This window comes from Pseudomonas sp. KB-10, assembly GCF_018221585.1.
In the GTDB taxonomy this organism is placed as follows: Bacteria; Pseudomonadota; Gammaproteobacteria; order Pseudomonadales; family Pseudomonadaceae; genus Aquipseudomonas; species Aquipseudomonas yangonensis.
This window is the reverse complement of record NZ_QYYB01000013.1, coordinates 25,540-42,554: the sequence shown is the minus strand read 5'-3', so window position 1 is coordinate 42,554 and position 17,015 is coordinate 25,540. Positions and strand designations below refer to the sequence as shown.

16 protein-coding genes are annotated in these 17,015 nt (G+C 61.4%); 9 read left to right on the top strand and 7 right to left on the bottom strand.

What is annotated here, in order from left to right:
- Window positions 1–31: 31 nt before the first annotated feature.
- The 6 genes from hpaH to DXK50_RS24180 all read right to left on the bottom strand — a co-directional run bounded on the left by hpaH (window position 32) and on the right by DXK50_RS24180 (window position 5,399).
- Window positions 32–835, bottom strand: a complete 804-nt coding sequence (gene hpaH, locus DXK50_RS24205; RefSeq protein ID WP_161867700.1) for a 2-oxo-hept-4-ene-1,7-dioate hydratase — start codon at window positions 833–835, stop codon at window positions 32–34.
- Between the two features lie 81 nt (window positions 836–916).
- Window positions 917–1,321, bottom strand: a complete 405-nt coding sequence (locus tag DXK50_RS24200) for a 5-carboxymethyl-2-hydroxymuconate Delta-isomerase (protein ID WP_212632052.1) — start codon at window positions 1,319–1,321, stop codon at window positions 917–919.
- Window positions 1,322–1,376: 55 nt separating this feature from the next.
- Window positions 1,377–2,300 carry a 3,4-dihydroxyphenylacetate 2,3-dioxygenase gene (hpaD, locus tag DXK50_RS24195; RefSeq protein WP_161867698.1) on the bottom strand — a complete coding sequence of 308 codons (924 nt, stop codon included), beginning with the start codon at window positions 2,298–2,300 and terminating at the stop codon, window positions 1,377–1,379.
- 192 nt (window positions 2,301–2,492) lie between these two features.
- Complete coding sequence (gene hpaE, locus DXK50_RS24190; RefSeq protein ID WP_212632051.1) at window positions 2,493–3,953, bottom strand: 5-carboxymethyl-2-hydroxymuconate semialdehyde dehydrogenase; 1,461 nt, start codon at window positions 3,951–3,953, stop codon at window positions 2,493–2,495.
- Window positions 3,954–3,973: 20 nt separating this feature from the next.
- A complete protein-coding gene (locus DXK50_RS24185; protein WP_212632050.1) occupies window positions 3,974–4,741 on the bottom strand; it encodes a fumarylacetoacetate hydrolase family protein in 768 nt (255 codons plus the stop codon).
- Window positions 4,742–4,751: 10 nt separating this feature from the next.
- Window positions 4,752–5,399 (bottom strand): fumarylacetoacetate hydrolase family protein, encoded by a 648-nt coding sequence (locus tag DXK50_RS24180; protein ID WP_212632049.1) that lies wholly within the window; start codon window positions 5,397–5,399, stop codon window positions 4,752–4,754.
- A 314-nt stretch (window positions 5,400–5,713) separates the two neighbouring features.
- On the opposite strand from DXK50_RS24180, the gene hpaR reads away from it, so the two are divergent.
- From hpaR to feaR, 6 genes are all read left to right on the top strand, one after another.
- Window positions 5,714–6,136, top strand: coding sequence for a homoprotocatechuate degradation operon regulator HpaR (gene hpaR, locus DXK50_RS24175; RefSeq protein WP_161867694.1), 423 nt, complete (start codon window positions 5,714–5,716; stop codon window positions 6,134–6,136).
- 6 nt (window positions 6,137–6,142) lie between these two features.
- A complete protein-coding gene (hpaA, locus tag DXK50_RS24170) occupies window positions 6,143–7,054 on the top strand; it encodes a 4-hydroxyphenylacetate catabolism regulatory protein HpaA (RefSeq protein WP_212632048.1) in 912 nt (303 codons plus the stop codon).
- Window positions 7,055–7,142: 88 nt separating this feature from the next.
- The gene (locus DXK50_RS24165; protein WP_161867692.1) at window positions 7,143–8,117 is read left to right on the top strand and encodes a LysR family transcriptional regulator; all 975 of its coding nucleotides are present in this window, start codon (window positions 7,143–7,145) and stop codon (window positions 8,115–8,117) included.
- Window positions 8,118–8,225: 108 nt separating this feature from the next.
- The gene (locus DXK50_RS24160; protein WP_212632047.1) at window positions 8,226–9,650 is read left to right on the top strand and encodes a pyridoxal phosphate-dependent decarboxylase family protein; all 1,425 of its coding nucleotides are present in this window, start codon (window positions 8,226–8,228) and stop codon (window positions 9,648–9,650) included.
- 159 nt (window positions 9,651–9,809) lie between these two features.
- Window positions 9,810–11,270, top strand: coding sequence for a sodium-dependent transporter (locus DXK50_RS24155; RefSeq protein ID WP_212632046.1), 1,461 nt, complete (start codon window positions 9,810–9,812; stop codon window positions 11,268–11,270).
- Window positions 11,271–11,501: 231 nt separating this feature from the next.
- Window positions 11,502–12,449: a transcriptional regulator FeaR gene (gene feaR / locus DXK50_RS24150; protein ID WP_212632045.1), complete on the top strand. Its 948-nt coding sequence runs from the start codon at window positions 11,502–11,504 to the stop codon at window positions 12,447–12,449.
- Window positions 12,450–12,496: 47 nt separating this feature from the next.
- On the opposite strand, the gene DXK50_RS24145 is transcribed toward feaR, so the two are convergent.
- Window positions 12,497–13,750, bottom strand: a complete 1,254-nt coding sequence (locus DXK50_RS24145; RefSeq protein WP_212632044.1) for an OprD family porin — start codon at window positions 13,748–13,750, stop codon at window positions 12,497–12,499.
- A 340-nt stretch (window positions 13,751–14,090) separates the two neighbouring features.
- Between DXK50_RS24145 and DXK50_RS24140 the strand changes: the two genes are divergently transcribed.
- From DXK50_RS24140 to DXK50_RS24130, 3 genes are read left to right on the top strand one after another with little or no spacing between them, the layout of a single operon-like run.
- On the top strand, window positions 14,091–15,113 hold the full coding sequence (locus DXK50_RS24140; RefSeq protein ID WP_212632043.1) for a TRAP transporter substrate-binding protein: 1,023 nt from the start codon (window positions 14,091–14,093) through the stop codon (window positions 15,111–15,113).
- Between the two features lie 8 nt (window positions 15,114–15,121).
- Complete coding sequence (locus DXK50_RS24135) at window positions 15,122–15,655, top strand: TRAP transporter small permease (protein WP_161867687.1); 534 nt, start codon at window positions 15,122–15,124, stop codon at window positions 15,653–15,655.
- Window positions 15,652–16,974 carry a TRAP transporter large permease gene (locus tag DXK50_RS24130; RefSeq protein ID WP_212632042.1) on the top strand — a complete coding sequence of 441 codons (1,323 nt, stop codon included), beginning with the start codon at window positions 15,652–15,654 and terminating at the stop codon, window positions 16,972–16,974. Before DXK50_RS24135 ends, DXK50_RS24130 begins: the two co-directional genes overlap by 4 nt.
- Window positions 16,975–17,015 lie beyond the last annotated feature (41 nt).

Genomic DNA, 17,015 nt, shown 5'->3' with positions numbered 1-17,015 from the left:
GCCTGCAGCTTGAGGCCTGTAGCCTGCCGCCTTATACGAACCGGCAGGCGATGCTGCCGAGCATGTCGTAGTCGACGTGGAAGGTGTCGCCCGGACTGGCCGCCACCGGGCGGGTGAAGGAGCCGCCGAGGATGATCTGACCCGGTTGCAGGGTGACGTCGTACGGCGCGAGTTTGTTGGCCAGCCAGGCCACACCCTTGGCCGGGTGGTTGAGCACGGCGGCGGAGACGCCGGATTCCTCGATCACGCCGTTGCGGTAGAGCACGGCCGGTACCTTGCGCAGGTCGATTTCGGTCGGGCGCACGGCGCGACCGCCCATCACCACACCGCCGTTGGCGGCGTTGTCGGAAATGGTGTCGAACACCTTGCGGGTGACCTTGGTTTGCGGGTCGATCTGCTGGATGCGCGCGTCGATGATCTCCAGCGCCGGGATCACCCATTCGGTGGCATCCAGGACATCGAAGATGGTCACGTTCGGGCCTTTGAGCGGCTTGCCGAGGATGAACGCCAGTTCCACTTCCACACGCGGCACGATGAAGCGTTCGAAGGGAATGTCGCTGCCTTCTTCGAACAGCATGTCGTCGAGCAGGGCGCCGTAGTCCGGCTCGGTGATGTTCGACGAAACCTGCATGGCTCGTGAGGTCAGGCCGATCTTGTGGCCGACCAGCTTGCGGCCGTCCTTGATCTTCTGCGCGACCCAGGCACGCTGGATGGCGTAGGCGTCCTCAATGGTGATCTCCGGGTAATCCAGGGAGAACTGGCGGACCTGCTGGCGCGAGCGCTCGGCGGCGTCGAGGCGGGCGGCAGCCTGCTGGATAAGGGTCGAATCGAGCATGGCGGATCTCTCTTGAACAGTGGGGCGCGATGCGGCAGGCAGTCACGCCAGGCGGATGACGCGGGGCGATGCGTGCCCGCGTTATTTATTGAAAAGGGGGTGCAGGGTGCTGTGCTTGCCGTCGTAGACCTGGCCAGGGCTTTCGTCGATCTGCAACGTAAGACCGATCGGGCGCTGTTGCTGCAGCGGTTCCAGATACCTGCGTAACGTGTTCAGCAGGTTGTCGCCGACCTGCTCGTGTACCGCGGCACTGCGCCCGGCGCCCATGCGCAGGTTGGCGTAGAGGAAGCCGTAATCACCCTGGCCGTCGGCTACGGCGCTGTAGGCAGCCGGATAAGCCAGTACCCGGGTGCCGCCAGTGGGAAACACCGCTTTGCCGCTTTCGTCACGCTGCTCGAGCATGGTGTCAGCCAGCGCGCGGCACAGGCCGGGCATGTCGGCCTGATCTTGCAGATCGGGGGTATAGAGCAGCACCAGATGGGGCATGACTGGAATCCTGTGTTCGCTGATGGCCGCCACAGAAACTGTGGCGGCCATGGGTTTAGAGCCGGCTGGTGGAGGGCACGCCTGCCGGGTTCGAGGCACTCGGGGCCGGAATGGCCGAGCCGTCCTGTGGCGTTACCGGGAATACTGCATTGATCTGTCCGGTGCCGGAGGCGGCGAAGTAGGGGGTCAGCACTTCGACCTTGCCGTCGTAGTTCGACCAGCCCAGCGCGCCCAGTAGTTTGGCGGTATCGTGCATGAAGCCTTCGCCATGACCCTTGGCCGCGTATTCGGGAAGCATGGCGCAGAAGGCTTCCCACTCGCCGTCCTGCCACATCTTGATCACGCGCTCATCCAGGGTTTCCAGGAACGGGCTCCAGATCTTGGTGGCAAATTCCGGCGCCTGGCCGTTTTGCGCGAAACGGTGCGAGAGCGAACCGCTGGCGAGGAAGGCAACGGTACCGTCGTAGTGATCTTCAACGGCCTTGCGCATGGCCCAACCCAGACGCGCGCTGTCGTTGAGGTAGTGCGAGGTGCACAGCGAGGAAACCGAGATCACCTTGAAGTGCTGGTCCTGGTTCATGTAACGCATCGGTACCAGGGTGCCGTATTCAGGTGCCAGAGTCGTGGCGTCGTGGGCGAGGGTTTCTACGCCCATCCGGTTGCATTCCTCGGCGAGAATCTTGCCCAGCTCGGGGTTGCCCGGAAACTCGTACTCCATGTTGCTGATGAAGTGCGGCAGTTCGTTGCTGGTGTAGCGGCCCTTGAAATGCGGTCCGCAGTTGATGTGATAGCCGGCGTTCACCAGCCAGTGGGTATCGAACACCACGATGGTGTCCACGCCCAGCTCACGGCAGCGCTTGCTGATCTCGATATGACCGTCGATGGCCGCTTTGCGAAAACCCTGGCGCGGACCGGGGAACTCGGAAATGTACATCGAGGGGACGTGGGTGATTTTGGCAGCCAGAGCGAGTTTGCCCATGGTTATTCTCCTGCTGGAAAGGCCGGTCTGACGGCGCTTTCGTGCTTGATTGTGGTTGTTCGCACGTCCGGCAAAAATCGTGTTCCGCTTCTAGTATCCCCCTCCGGCTGGGCGGAGGGGGAGCTCCAGCTCATTGTCCGCCCGTGCAGGCCGTTGCGGCTAAGGCAACGGCGGGACGGCGCGAACGGCTTTTCAGACGCCCCAGCGCGGAATGTGGTGGCTGCCCATGGAGATGCACACGTTCTTGATCTCGGCGAACACCTCGAAGCTGTACTCCCCGCCTTCGCGGCCGGTACCCGAGCCCTTGACCCCGCCGAACGGCTGGCGCAGGTCGCGCACGTTCTGGCTGTTGATGAACACCATGCCGGCTTCGATGCCGCGAGCCAGACGGTGGGCCTTGCCGATGTCCTGGGTCCAGATGTACGAGGCCAGGCCGTACTCGGTGTCGTTGGCGAGTTTCAGCGCTTCGGCTTCATCCTTGAACTTGATCAGGCAGGCCACCGGGCCAAAGATTTCTTCCTGAGCGATGCGCATGCGGTTGTCGACATCGGCGAACACGGTCGGCTGGATGAACTGACCCTTGGCCAGATGCGCCGGCAGGTTCGCCGGGCGCTCCAGGCCGCCAGCGACCAGATTGGCGCCTTCCTCGATACCGATCTTGATGTAGCCGGTAACCTTGTCGTAGTGCGCCTGGGTGATCATCGAGCCGACCTGGGTCTTCGGATCGGTCGGGTCACCGACGATCAGGCGCTTGGCGCGTGCGGCGAATTCAGCGACGAACTGGTCGTAGACGGTTTCCTGAATGAAGATCCGGCTGCCTGCAGTGCAGCGTTCGCCATTGAGCGAGAAGATGGTGAACAGCGCAGCGTCGAGCGCGCGGTCCAGATCGGCGTCGTCGAAGATCAACACCGGACTCTTGCCGCCCAGCTCCATGGAGTACTTCTTCAGCCCGGCGGTCTGCATGATCTTGCGTCCGGTGGCGGTGCCGCCGGTGAAGGAGATCGCACGCACGTCCGGGTGACGTACCAGAGCGTCACCTGCGGTCGCGCCATAACCTTGAACCACATTCAGTACGCCCGGCGGAATGCCGGCCTCCAGTGCCAGGCGGCCCAGCTCGTTGGCGGTCAGCGGCGACAGCTCGCTCATCTTCAGTACTGCGGTGTTGCCCAGTGCCAGGCAGGGGGCGGTCTTCCAGGTGGCGGTCATGAACGGCACGTTCCACGGCGATACCAGGCCACACACGCCTACCGGTTGGTACAGGGTGTAGTTGAGCATCTGGTCGTCGACCGGGTAGCTGTGACCGTCCATGCGCGTGCACACTTCGGCGAAGAAGTCGAAGTTGTGCGAGGCGCGCGGAATCAGCACGTTCTTGGTCTGGTGGATTGGCAGGCCGGTGTCGAGGGTTTCCAGTTCGGCCAGCTTCGGCACGTTCTGGTCGATCAGTTCACCCAGCTTGCGCATCAGCTTGGCGCGTTCCTTGGCCGGCGTGTTGGCCCACTTGGGGAAGGCTTCCTTTGCCGCGGCCACGGCCAGGTTGATTTCCTCGGCGCCACCGCTGGCGACTTCGCCGATGGTTTCGGTGGTGGCCGGGTTGTAGTTGGTGAAAGTCTCTTTGCTCTCGACTTCCTTGCCGTTGATCCAGTGCTTGATCATCTTGTTTGCCTCGTGTTTTTTCACTTGCCGCGTGCGGCGAAGAATTCGAATTCGCTGACGATGCGGTTGACCAGGCGGCCAACACCTTCCACTTCCACCACCACTTCATCGCCCGGCACTACATCGGCCAGGCCTTCCGGCGTGCCGGTGGCGATCATGTCGCCCGGCTGCAGGGTCATGAAGCTGGAGAAGTATTCGATCAGGTAGGGAATGTCGAAGATCATGTCCGCGGTGGTGCCTTCCTGCTTCAACTCGCCGTTGATCCAGGTGCGCAGCTTGAGCTTCGACGGATCAGCCACGTCGGCGGCGTCGACCATCCACGGACCGACCGGCGTGGTGCAGTCGCGGTTCTTCACCCGCAGGTTGGGGCGGTAGTAGTTTTCCAGGTAGTCGCGGATGGCGTAGTCGTTGCAGACGGTGTAGCCGGCCAGGTACTGCAGGGCGTCTTCGCGCTTGACGTTCTTTGCCGGCTTGCCGATCACTGCCACCAGTTCGCACTCGTAGTGCATGTACTTGACGTTGTCCGGGCGCCAGGTCACCTGGTTGTGACCGGTGTAGGTGCCGGGCGACTTGATGAAGGCCAAGGGTTCGGTTGGCGCCTTGAAGGCCAGTTCGGCTGCGTGGTCGGCGTAGTTCAGGCCGAGGGCGAACATGCTGCCTTCGGCAGGCGGCAGCCACTCGACGTCGGCTTCAGCGAGCAGGCGACCATCGGCCAGGCGTACGGCGTTGTCCGCCTCGACGGTAACGGCGTGAATCTGGTTTTCGTAGCGAATACGGGCGTGTTTCATGCTGCTCTCCTTATTCCGCCACGATGTGGTTGGTCAGGCGGCCAAGACCGCTGATTTCGACGATCACTTCATCGCCCGGCTGCACGTCGACGCGGCCTTCCGGCGTGCCGGTGATCAGCACATCGCCTTCATGCAGGGTCATGAACTCGCTGAGCTCCGCGATCAGGCGCGGGATGCTGCGTACGAAATTGGCCGTGGTGTTTTCCTGACGAACCTCGCCATTGACCCACAGCTTCAAGGTCAGATCGTGCGGGTCGTTCAGCTCGACCACTTCGTCGCTCAGGGCGCAGAAACCGTCGCGACATTTGGCCTTGACCGCGGGGCGGTAGTAGCTCTCTTCCGGCAGGCTGAAATCGTTGACGATCACATAGCCGGCGACATGGGTCAGGGCATCCTGCTCAGCCACTCGGCTGGCGGTCTTGCCGATCACCACACCCAGCGCCGGACCGGGCTGCAGGCGTTCGCCGGCAGGTGCGACCACTGCCTGGCCGTCGCCGTTGCGGGTGTTGGGTGTCTTGATGAACAGCACCGGTTTGACCGGAGGTTTTTGGTAAGGCGGCTCGTTGAATTCGGCCAGACGGCTTTCCAGTAGGCCTTTGTAGTTCAGCGCAATGCCGAACAGGGTGCCAGTGGCTACTTCGCTAGCGGCGTGGGGCATGCTTCACTCCTGGATCGGGCGGGAGTCCCAGTTCATAGAGGCTGGTGGTGCCGGAGGGGCATGGTCACCAGCTGATAGTTAACATGCTAATGTTATAATTAATATGTTAACGATGGTCAAGTCATGGTCTCTACCGCGTCTCAAACCTGCGCTCATTAAACGGTTCTTCGTCCGACATTTATTGTCTGGGACTGCCAGCATGCTTGTTCGGGATTGCCAGAGCGCAGGCGTCCTCTACGCGGCGTTTGCGTCTGTCAGCGAGAAATTGTTTAAATTCCTATCTATTTCATCGTCACCGAAGAGTTAACCCGTCCATGGCCGATCCCCGTCCCTCATTGACTCTGACCCTGTTGCAGGCTCGCGAAGCGGCCATGGGATTTTTTCGTCCCTCGCTCAACCAGCAGGGTTTGACCGAACAGCAGTGGAGGATCATTCGGATCCTGCGCCAGTTCGGTGAAATGGAGATTCACCAGTTGGCCAGCCAGGCCTGCATTCTCAAGCCGAGCATGACCGGTGTGCTGGCGCGCATGGAGCGCGATGGTGTGGTGCGTCGCTGGAAATCACCGCACGATCAGCGTCGCGTCTTCGTTGGCCTGACCGAGCGGGGGCAGCAGTGTTTCGTGTCGATGAGCGACGACATGGAGCGCAACTACCAGCGTATCCTCGAGCAGTTCGGCGCCGAGAAGCTTCAGCAGTTGCTGGGCTTGCTCAACGAGCTCAAGCAGATCAAACCCTGATCGAAGATGGCGACCCAATCGCCCATTCCCAACATCGACATCGGCCAGGTCTACGACCAGCGCTATGCGGATGCCGAGGTGCATTACGATGCGCTGGGTAAGCTCGCCGACTTCTTTGGGCGCAATATGCCGGTGCACCGGCACGACCGTTTCTTCCAGGTGCATTACGTCAACAGCGGGGTCGTGCGCGTGTACCTGGATGACCAGCGCTATCATCAGCAGGGACCGATGTTCTTCCTGACGCCACCGACCTTTCCTCACGCGTTCGTGACCGACGCCGACAGCGACGGGCACGTGCTCACGGTGCGTCAGGAGCTGGTCTGGCCTCTGCTGGAAGGCCATCAGGGGTTGGCCCATGGGCCGCAAATCGCCCCCATGTGCGTGGCCATCGGCGAGCTGGATGAGCACTATGCCGGTGAGGTTAGGCGCCTGAACCTGTTGTTCGACGAACTGCGCAGCGAGTTCACCGATGACCGGCCTGGCCGCAGGCTGAGCCTGGTGGCGCTGACCCGGTTGATCTTCATCAGCCTGTTACGCCTGTCTGCCCGGTCGATCCAGGCGCAGCCGGCGCGTAGCGAGGACCTGCAGATCTTCCAGCGCTTCAATGCCCTGATCGAAGCGCACTACCAGGCGCACTGGTCGCTGGAGCGCTACGCCGCGCAGCTGGGGGTGACCGAGGCGCGGCTCAACGATGTCTGCCGGCGTATCGCCGATCTGCCGTCCAAGCGTCTCGTATTCGACCGGCTCATGCAGGAAGCCAAGCGCCTGCTGCTGTTCACCAGCAGTTCAGTCAACGAGATCTGCTATCAGCTGGGCTTCAAGGACCCTGCCTACTTCAGTCGCTTCTTCACGCGCAATGCAAGGCTTACACCGGGCGAATACCGCATGAGCCGAGGTGAGGGAAGTGGACGGCCATGAATGTTGGCTGCACGGGCATGAAGCCCTTTTGGAGCGGAGCGGTGCGGGATGAGCTGCAGCGCTGCATATCGATGAGGCAGGCCAATCCATGAACGCTCAGTTTTCAACGCTCAGCCTGTCGCTGCTGCGTACTCTCGATACTTTGCTGGAACTGCGGAACCTCAGCCATGCGGCGCTGCGCCTCGATAGCAGTCAGTCCGTGCTCAGTCGCCACTTGGCTCATCTGCGAGAGGCCTTTGGCGATCCGCTGCTGGTCCGGCAGGGACGGACCTACGTTTTGACGGCTCGTGCCGAAGCGCTGATCGCGCCGCTCAAGCAGGTCATCGTCGACCTCGAAGCCTTGAGCGATCCGGAGCGCTTCGCGCCCGAGGACTGCACACGGACCTTCAGGCTGGCGGCGTCGGACTATATCGCCGAACACATGCTGCCCATTCTGATCAAGCGCCTGCAGACGGTGGCGCCCAAGGTCTCGATCGAGTACCTGACCTGGCAGCCCACGCGCTTCGATCTGTTGGCTGGTGGCGAACTCGATCTGGTGACCACCATGCTCGATGATGCGCCGGCCGAACTGCATGGCCGAATGCTCGGGGAAGATCGCCCGGTCTGCGTGATGGGCAGAGATCATCCGCTGAGCGGTATGCCGCTGAGTGAGGCGCAATTTCTGAGCTGCGCGCATGTGTGCATTTCCGGTGGCGGCGACAAGGACAGTTTCGTCGACAAGTATCTGAAACAAACCGGCCGCCGCCGGGAGATTCGTCTGCAGGTGCCTTTCTATGCCGCGGCGATGCAGGTGATCAGCGACAGCCGCATGCTGGTCACCTTGCCCGAGCATATAGCCGTAAGGCTGGCCACGCAGTATCCGGTGACGTGGAGCCCGCTGCCCTTTATCGAGCACAGACACCGCTATTGGGTGCTCTGGCATCGTCGTACCCAGCATGCCCCGGCACACCGGTGGTTTCGCAATCTGGTCTACGAGCTTTGGCAGGAGTCACAGTTCGGTATCCATTGCTATGCGAGCGATGGTGAGCACGGGTGTGTCCAGAAGTATGCGCAGACGCCATAGCAGCTATGCGGGTGTGACCGTTCTTGCATGGGCAGTGCCTCGATAGACTCCAGCGTATCGACCGGGCGCAACGTTCGGCGTACGTGAACCAGGACCAGGAGAGCACGCATGACCCCAGAAGAGTTTCGCAAGTATGGCCACCAGCTGATCGACCGCATCGCTGACTACCGCAGCGGTGTGGCCGAACTGCCGGTGATGGCCCAGGTCAGGCCCGGAGAGCTAAGAGATGCTCTGCCGATTTCCGCCCCGCAGCAAGCCGAGCCCTTCGAGACGGTGCTGAGCGATCTCGACCGCCTGATCATGCCGGGTCTGTCCCATTGGCAGCATCCGGGCTTCTTCGGTTACTTCCCCTCCAACGGGAGTCTGGCCTCGGTGCTGGGTGATTACCTGAGCACCGGCCTTGGCGTGCTTGGCCTGTCATGGCAATCGAGCCCGGCCCTGACCGAACTGGAGGAAACCAGCGTCGATTGGGTGCGGCAAATGGTCGGTTTGTCCGATGCCTTCAGCGGCGTGATTCAAGACACGGCCTCGACAAGCACGCTGGTGGCGCTGATCTGTGCACGCGAAAAGGCTTCGAACTATGCGCTGGTCAAAGGTGGGTTGCAGGCGCAACAGCGGCCGCTGATGATCTACACCTCCGCCCATGCGCACAGTTCGGTGGACAAGGCTGCATTGCTGGCCGGTTTCGGCAAGGACAACATTCGCTACATCGAAACCGATGCCAGTTATGCCATGCGCCCCGAGGCACTGGCCGCGGCCATCGCCCGCGACATAGCCGACGGTCTTACGCCCTGTGCTGTGGTGGCGACCACAGGCACCACCACTACCACGGCGGTTGATCCTATCGACGCCATCGGCCAGATCACCAGCGAACATGGCATCTGGCTGCACGTCGACTCGGCCATGGCCGGCTCCGCGATGATCCTGCCCGAATGCCGCTGGATGTGGGAGGGCATCGAGCGGGCCGACTCCATCGTAGTCAACGCGCACAAGTGGCTGGGAGTGGCGTTCGATTGTTCGTTGTACTTCGTCCGCGATCCGCAGCACCTCATCCGGGTGATGAGCACCAACCCAAGCTACCTACGCTCCAGTGTCGACGATGAAGTCAAGAATCTGCGCGACTGGGGTATCCCTCTGGGGCGCAGGTTCCGTGCTCTCAAGCTCTGGTTCCTTCTGCGCAGTGAAGGCATCGAGGGGCTCCAGCAGCGTCTGCGTCGGGATCTGGACAATGCTCAGTGGCTGGCCGAGCAGATTCGCCCGCATGACGATTGGGCTGTCCTCGCGCCAGTCAACCTGCAGACGCTGTGCATCCGCCATCAACCGGCTGGCCTGAGTGGCGAAGCCCTGGACCTGCACACGCAACGCTGGGCCGATGCGCTCAATCGCTCCGGTCTCGCCTACGTCACTCCGGCCACGCTCGACGGGCGCTGGATGGTGCGCATCTCCATCGGTGCGTTGCCAACCGAACGCCAGCATGTGGCCGCGCTCTGGGAGCAGATCCAGCGCGCCGCGTCCGACAGTCTTCTGTCCTGACCTTCGGTCAATTCAGCGTCCCCTCCCGGGCGACGTATGCATATGAGTGATGGGCAGCTTCGCTTCTGAAGCTGCCCCTTATCCGTTCTTTACCTGCTTGCGGCGCCGCACTCGCGTGCGGCGGCTTTGATCGTCAATGAAAAAAACAATAGGTGACGCATGACTCGTGAAAAACCGAAGAACCTCTGGCGCTCGCGCTGGGGCTTCATCCTCGCTGCAACCGGCTCGGCCGTGGGCCTGGGCAATATCTGGAAATTCCCTTACATCACCGGCGAGTACGGCGGTGGCGCCTTCGTGCTGATGTACCTGGCATGCATCCTGGCCATCGGTATTCCGGTGATGATGACCGAGATCGCCCTCGGCCGCCGTGGCCGTGGCAGCCCCATCGACGCCATCGGTCGCGTAGTGCGCGAGAACGGCGGCAACCCTTTGTGGAAAGTAGTGGGCGGCATGGGCATGCTGTGCGGCTTTCTGATCCTGAGTTTCTACGTGGTGGTGGCCGGTTGGGCCTTCGCCTATACATGGAAAATGCTCGATGGCTCGCTGGCTGCCACCAGTGTCGAAGCGCTCGGCGGAGTGTTCGAAGCACACAACGCCGATCCCTGGCAGCTCGGCGGCTGGAGCGTGCTGGTCGCGCTGTTGACGCTGTGGATCGTGGCCAAGGGCGTACAGCAAGGCGTCGAGCGTTCAGTTCGCTGGATGATGCCAGGACTGGCGGTGATGCTTCTAGCGCTGGTCGGTTACGCCCTTTCCAGCGGCAGTTTCCGCGCTGGCTTTGATTTCCTGTTCCACTTCGACGCTTCGAAGATCACCGGCGAGGCGCTGCTGGCTGCATTGGGACACGCCTTCTTCACCCTCAGCCTGGCTTCGGGCGCCATCCTGACCTATGGCTCGTACATTCCCGACGGCCAGTCCATCGCCCGCACCGCTTTCCTGGTCGCCATTTGCGATACCTGTGTGGCGCTGCTGGCCGGTTTGGCGATTTTCCCGATCATCTTCGCCAACGGTATGAATCCGAGCGCAGGACCGGGTCTGATCTTCATAAGCTTGCCACTGGCTTTCCAGCAGATGCCGTTCGGTACGGCGTTCGGAGTGCTGTTTTTCGCCATGGTGTCGATTGCTGCTCTGACCTCGGCGATTGGCATGATTGAGGCGACCGTTGCCTATCTCAACGAGAAGCATGGCATCAGCCGTTTCAAGGGCGCCGTCGCATCCGGATCGGTACTGTTAGTCATCAGTCTGCTGGCCATGTTGTCATTCAACCTAATGTCGGACTGGACGCCTTTGGGCAAGAACTTTTTCGACTGGCTGGACTACCTCACCTCGCGCTGGATGATGCCGCTGGGAGGGATCTTCATGGCGATACTTGCTGGCTACGTGCTGCGCAGTGAGATCATGCGCGACGAACTCGGCCTAGCGCCCGGAGGCTATGCGTTGTGGCTGCTCATGGTGCGCTACGTCAGCCCCGTACTGATCTTAATGGTATTCCTGCATGCGCTGGGTTGGTTGCTGTTCGATCCGGTCATGCAATGGCATTGGGTTTTAAGCTTCATCATGGCGCTGGCTGGCTTGGGCGAGATGAAGCGGGCCCGAGTAAGGCAGGTGTTCCTCAGCCGCTGATTGAAACGCCGTGGATATCTTCACCGAGGCTTTAATCAGTCGAGCAACCGCGACTCGTGGACCATGAAATGCCTGGCGTTTTGCCATCGAGTCGCTTTCGCTCATGATTGGCCATCACTGAAGGCCCTGTTCTATTGGGCGCGGATCTGAAATTTTGTGCCACAGAGGTTAATTGCGAGCATTTGGATAACATGTTAATTACATGGGCAGTTAGAGAGCGGTGGAGACCCCATGTCGTCGAATACCACAACGGCGAGCGCCGTCGAAGGTTGGCGCGCTTGCATGCGTGACGTCTGCGGCGATTTCGATGTGCAGCCTTCCAGACAGCATTCACTGTTCATCGGTGACGTCGGCAAGCAGGAGCTCGATGGCCTGGAGATCGCCAGGATCCGCACGAATGCCGGCTTGCTGAGGCGTCATCCGCGTTCCTCGTACGTCAATGATGATCGTCACTGTTTCCTGGTCCTGCAGCGCTCCGGCCGGCAGATCGTCCGTCAGGGCGAGCGAAGCCTGGAGCTGGCGCCAGGGGACCTGGCTCTGATCGACTCTGCCTTGCCCTTCGAGATCGAGCCGAAGGGACTGATCGACAATATCTCCATTCATTTGGCCCGGGACGAGGTGCGTCGGCGTGTGGCAGGGCGTTCGCTGTTCGGTAAGTTGTCGGGCACGAGCAATGCCTGCCGCCTGCTGACCGCGCTGATCCAGCCAATTCAGGATGACGATCTTCGCTTCTGCGCGTTGCCCGGCGAGGGCCGGGCGTTGCAAGGTGCGCTGATTGCCTTGATGGCGCCGGCCTTCGAGCTGGGCGAGCAAGGCATGCCTCCGGCCAGCGTGCTATGCGAGCCTTCGGGGCTTTACGCGTTGGCGCTGCAGTTGATCGACAGTTCGCTGCAGGACTGCGACTTCGGCCCGGTAAGGCTGGCCGAACGTCTCGGCGTATCGGTACGGCGCCTGTATCGCCTGTTCGAAGCTGAAGGCCAGAGTGTCTGTCGGGTCATTCAGCGCTGTCGTTTGCAGCGCTCGGCCGAAGAGCTGGCGGCCGGCGCCAGTGCCGCCGAGCCGATCACGCAGGTGGCATTCAAATGGGGCTTCGTTGACGCTGCGCACTTCAGCCGTGCCTTTCGCCGTCAGTTCGGCATGTCGCCGCGTGAGTACCGGGCGCAGGCTGCCGTTCAGTAGTGTGAGGGGCCCGGCTTGGCTGCGTGACCAGCCGGGCTGCTTGCGTGCTACAGCAGGGATAGGGTGTAGCTGAGTATCACCCGGTTCTCGTCGATGTCCACGGCGCCGGGGCCTGTAACCTGGCCGGCGCGATAGGTCACGTTACGCAGGTGCACGCGCAGGCCTTTGAGACTGCTGTCCTGAAAGGTGTAAACCAGGTCGCTGTTGCGCTCCCACTCCGTGCCATCCTTACCCGCCGCGCTTTCGATGTTGTAGCCGCTGATGTAGCGAGTCATGAACGCCAGGCCGGGAATGCCCAGGCCGGCGAAGTCATAGTCGTAGCGCAGTTGCCAGGCGTCCTCGTTCTGCCGATTGAAGGTCCAGTAAGTGGACAGATTGGTGCTGTACGGGTCGGCGCCGGGGATCAGGCCGAGCACCGAATCGCCGGACATGCGCTGGAACCCGGCGGCGAATTTATGGGCCCCGGCACCCAGGGTGAACATGCCGTTGAGGAAATGATTGCTGCCGACCCCGCTGGCATCGTAGTCGGTTCGGAAGTAACGCAGGTCGCTGCGCAGGCTGAGGCCCTCGCCCAGCGGTAAAGTGTGCACCAGGCCGGTGAAGTGCTGTTTGTAGGTGTTGTCGTAGCGCCCGTAGTAGTAGCTGGCGGTCAGTTGTGGGGTGATGGTGTAGCTACCGCCGAGCAGATCGAAATTGTCGATGTCGCCGGGAAAGCCCTGGCGGTGGCTTTGATCGCGCAGGTTGTACTGGTTGAGGCGACCGGCATGCAGTGTCAGGCCCTCTATCTCCTGCGAGGTGATCAGGCCACCGCTATAGGTGCCTGGCAGCAGGCGGGTGTTGTTGTACTGCACGATTGGCAGTGTGGGCTGCAGGGTGCCCAGGTGCAGGGTGCTCCTGGAGATTCGGGCCTTGGCGGTAACCCCCAGCTCGCTGTAGTCATCCACCGGGCTGCCATCGCGTTCCAGCGGGAGCATGCCGATGCCGCCGCCACCACTGGCACCGTTGACACGGCCCTTGCCTGAATCCAGGCGCACGCCGAGCAGGCCGACCATATCCACCCCCAAACCGACCGTTCCCTCGGTGTAGCCGGATTCCAGGCGGGCGATGAAGCCCTGGGCCCAGACTTCACCGTAGGAGGTGGCGGTGCCTGGCTCACGGTAGTCGCGGTTGAGGTACATGTTGCGCAGTTCGAGACTGGCCTTGCTGTCGTCCAGCAGGGCGGCGAAGGCGCTGCCGCTGGCTATCCACGAACCGGCGAGTAGGCACGAGAGGCGTGCCAGTGAAGGTGCTTTTCGAGTCATTGTTGTTATCTCTGAGACCATGTTGATGCCCTCTGCTCTACGGCTACGGAACAGGGTAGGCGGGCAGAACCTAGCATTGTATTAACATGTTAACAACGCTTGAAGGTTCTTGGTCGTGAATTGAAGTTGCGGCATAAAGGCGCTTTTTGAAGTTAATTTTCTGATTCTAAAAGGAATTATCCTGATTATTGGCCAGGATTGGTCATCGTCAGCGGCCGCTAGGCGATGCCGGAGATTGACATTGTCCATAAATTAATTAGCTTATTAACGTAAAGCTGCTTCACCCAGACCTGCGCGCTGCCACCGGTGCATGGTTACAACAACAAAACGGAGCTACCGCATGAAATTCCTCAACTCTGCCATGCTGTGCGTGGCACTGAGCACTGCTGCCACCTGTGCCCAGGCACAGACCATTACCCTGAAGATCGCTCACTTCCTTCCGTCGACTTCCAATGCTCAGGCCAACATCATCGAGCCCTGGTGTGCGCAACTGAGCGAGGAGTCCGCAGGCCGCATCCAGTGTCAGATCTACCCATCGATGCAATTGGGCGGTACCCCGGCGAAGCTGGCGGACATGGCGCGCAATGGCGTGGCAGACATCGTCTGGACCGCTCCGGCCTATTCCGCCGGCAAGTTCCCGCGAGTCGAGGCGCTTGAGCTGCCCTTCGTCCTGCCCTATGGCGGCAAGGCCGGTAACGCCATCATCTGGGATTACTACGAGCAGCACGCCAAGGACGACTTCAAGGGCTACAAGGTGCTGGTGGTGCATGGCGACGGCGGCATGAGCCTGCACACGCGGGGCAAGCAGGTAAGTGCGCTGGCCGATCTCAACGGGCTGAAGTTGCGCGCATCCAGCCGTACCGCTGCGAAAACCATCGAAAGCCTGGGGGCGACGCCGGTGAGCATGCCGCCAGCGCAGATGACCGAGGCCATTTCCAAGGGCGTAGTCGACGGTGCGCTGGCGGCCTGGGAGGTGGTGCCGGCGACGAAACTGGATGAAGTCACCCAGTTCCATAGTGTCACTCCAGAAGGTCAGCCAGCCTTCGGCTACACCGTGCTGACCATGCTGATGAACCAGCGCAAGTTCGACAGCCTGCCGGCCGATCTGCAACAGGTCATCGAGCGTAACAGTGGCAAGGCGTTGTCCGAGCGTTTCGGCGAGGCGTGGGACAAGGCAACTGCGGCGGCCGAGGCGGCCACGCCTGAGGCCGGCCTGGTGCGCATCGAAGACGCTGCCTATGCCGAGATGCAACGCGCCTCGGCCAGCGCCATCGAGCAGTGGATCAGCGAGGCCGACGGCAAGAACCTGGACGGTAAGGCGCTGGTCGACGGCGTGCGCAATCTGGCTGCTGGTAAGCGGTAATCCTGATCATGAACGAGTCGTTGTCTTTCGACAGCAGTTCGCCCGCAGGTCACGGTCGTCTGTACCGTGCCCTGTACTATCCGGCCCAGGGCTTTGCCCTGGCCGGTGGCATGCTGCTGCTATTGCTCATTGGCATGTCGCTGGTTTCCATCGTCGGCCGCAAGCTGTTGTCAGCCCCCATTCGGGGTGATATCGAACTGATGGAAATCGGTTCCGCCATCGCCATTGCCGCGTTCCTGCCGCTATGCGAACTGCGTGGTGCGCATATCAAGGTGGATGCTTTCACTTTGCGCATTTCCAGCTCATTACGGCGTCTGCTGGACACCTTCGCCCATCTCGCCTGTCTGCTCGTGGCGTTGGTACTGGCCTGGCGCACGGGCCTGCAGATGCTCGACAGCCTCGAATATGGCGATGTTTCCACGCTGCTGTCGGTTCCGCTGTGGATCCCGCTGCTGTTTATAGTGCCCAGCCTGCTGCTCCTGGCTCTGTGTGCCCTGGCGCGTGTGTTCGAACTGTATCATCGCCACGGAGGTCGTCCATGAGCGGTCTGAGTCTCGGCCTGATCGCGCTGGCCATCACCCTGACCTTGCTGGTGCTGCGCGTACACATCGGCATCACCATGCTGGTCGGCGGCGCCGCCTGCTTCTGGGCGGTCAATGATGGCGACCTCTCGGCATTGCTGTTCACGCTCAACAATCTTGTCTACTCGCGCCTGTCCAACTACGACCTGGCGGTGATTCCACTATTCGTGCTGATGGGCCAGTTCGCTACTCATGGCGGGCTGTCGCGGGCCATTTTCCGCTGCGCGGCGGCGTTCATCGGTCATTGGCGTGGCGGCATGGGCATGTCCGCGATTGGCGCCTGTGCGGGTTTCGGTGCGATTTGTGGTTCTTCGCTGGCGACCTCGGCCACCATGAGCCATGTCGCACTGCCCGAGCTGCGTCGTTACAACTATTCCGGACGCCTGGCCACGGCCACCGTGGCGGCTGGCGGTACCCTGGGCATCCTCATTCCGCCTTCGGTGCCGTTGATCATCTATGCCGTGCTGACTCAGGAATCGATCGCCAGCCTGTTCGTTGCCGCGGTGGTTCCTGGCTTGATTGCGGTAGTCGGTTACATGCTGGTACTGCGCATCATGGTGGCACGCGAAGGGCACCATGAGCATGAACAGGCCAAGGCCAGTCCGACCGAACGGCTAAAGGCCTTCGCCAGCGTAGTGCCTGTGATCGGCGTATTCATCGTGGTGATCGTCGGTATCTATGGCGGCTGGTCGAATCCTACCGAAGCAGCCTCCATCGGTGCTGCCGCCTGTGGTCTGCTCGCCATCTTCCAGGGTGGTATGCGCTGGGCAGGGGTTCGCGCGAGCTTGCTGGGGACAGCCGAGACCACGGCGATGATCTTTCTGGTGCTACTGGGGGCCGACCTGCTCAATTCCGGCCTAGCCCTGACGCAGATGCCGGCGGAACTGGCGGCCTGGGTGCTGGACAGCGGCCTGCAGCCAATGCTGGTGCTCATCGCCATTTTGCTGTTGTACCTGGTGCTGGGCATGGTGATGGACTCGTTGGCAATGATCCTGCTGACCATCCCGATCTTCTATCCGGTGATCATGGGCCTGGACTTCTTCGGCATGAGTCAGGTGGACAAGTCGATCTGGTTCGGGATTCTTGCCCTGATGGTGGTGGAAATCGGTCTGATCACGCCACCGATGGGCATGAACTTGCTGATCGTCCAGCGCACCGCAGGCAACGTGCCGCTGATGGAAACCGCGCGTGGCGTGATTCCTTTTTTGTGCTCGGATCTGCTGCGCATCGTGCTGCTGGTGGCCTTTCCCGGCCTCAGTCTCTGGCTGCTGTCTCTCTGATCTGCACGCCATTTCCTGGCCGCCTGCGGGCGGCCTTTCAT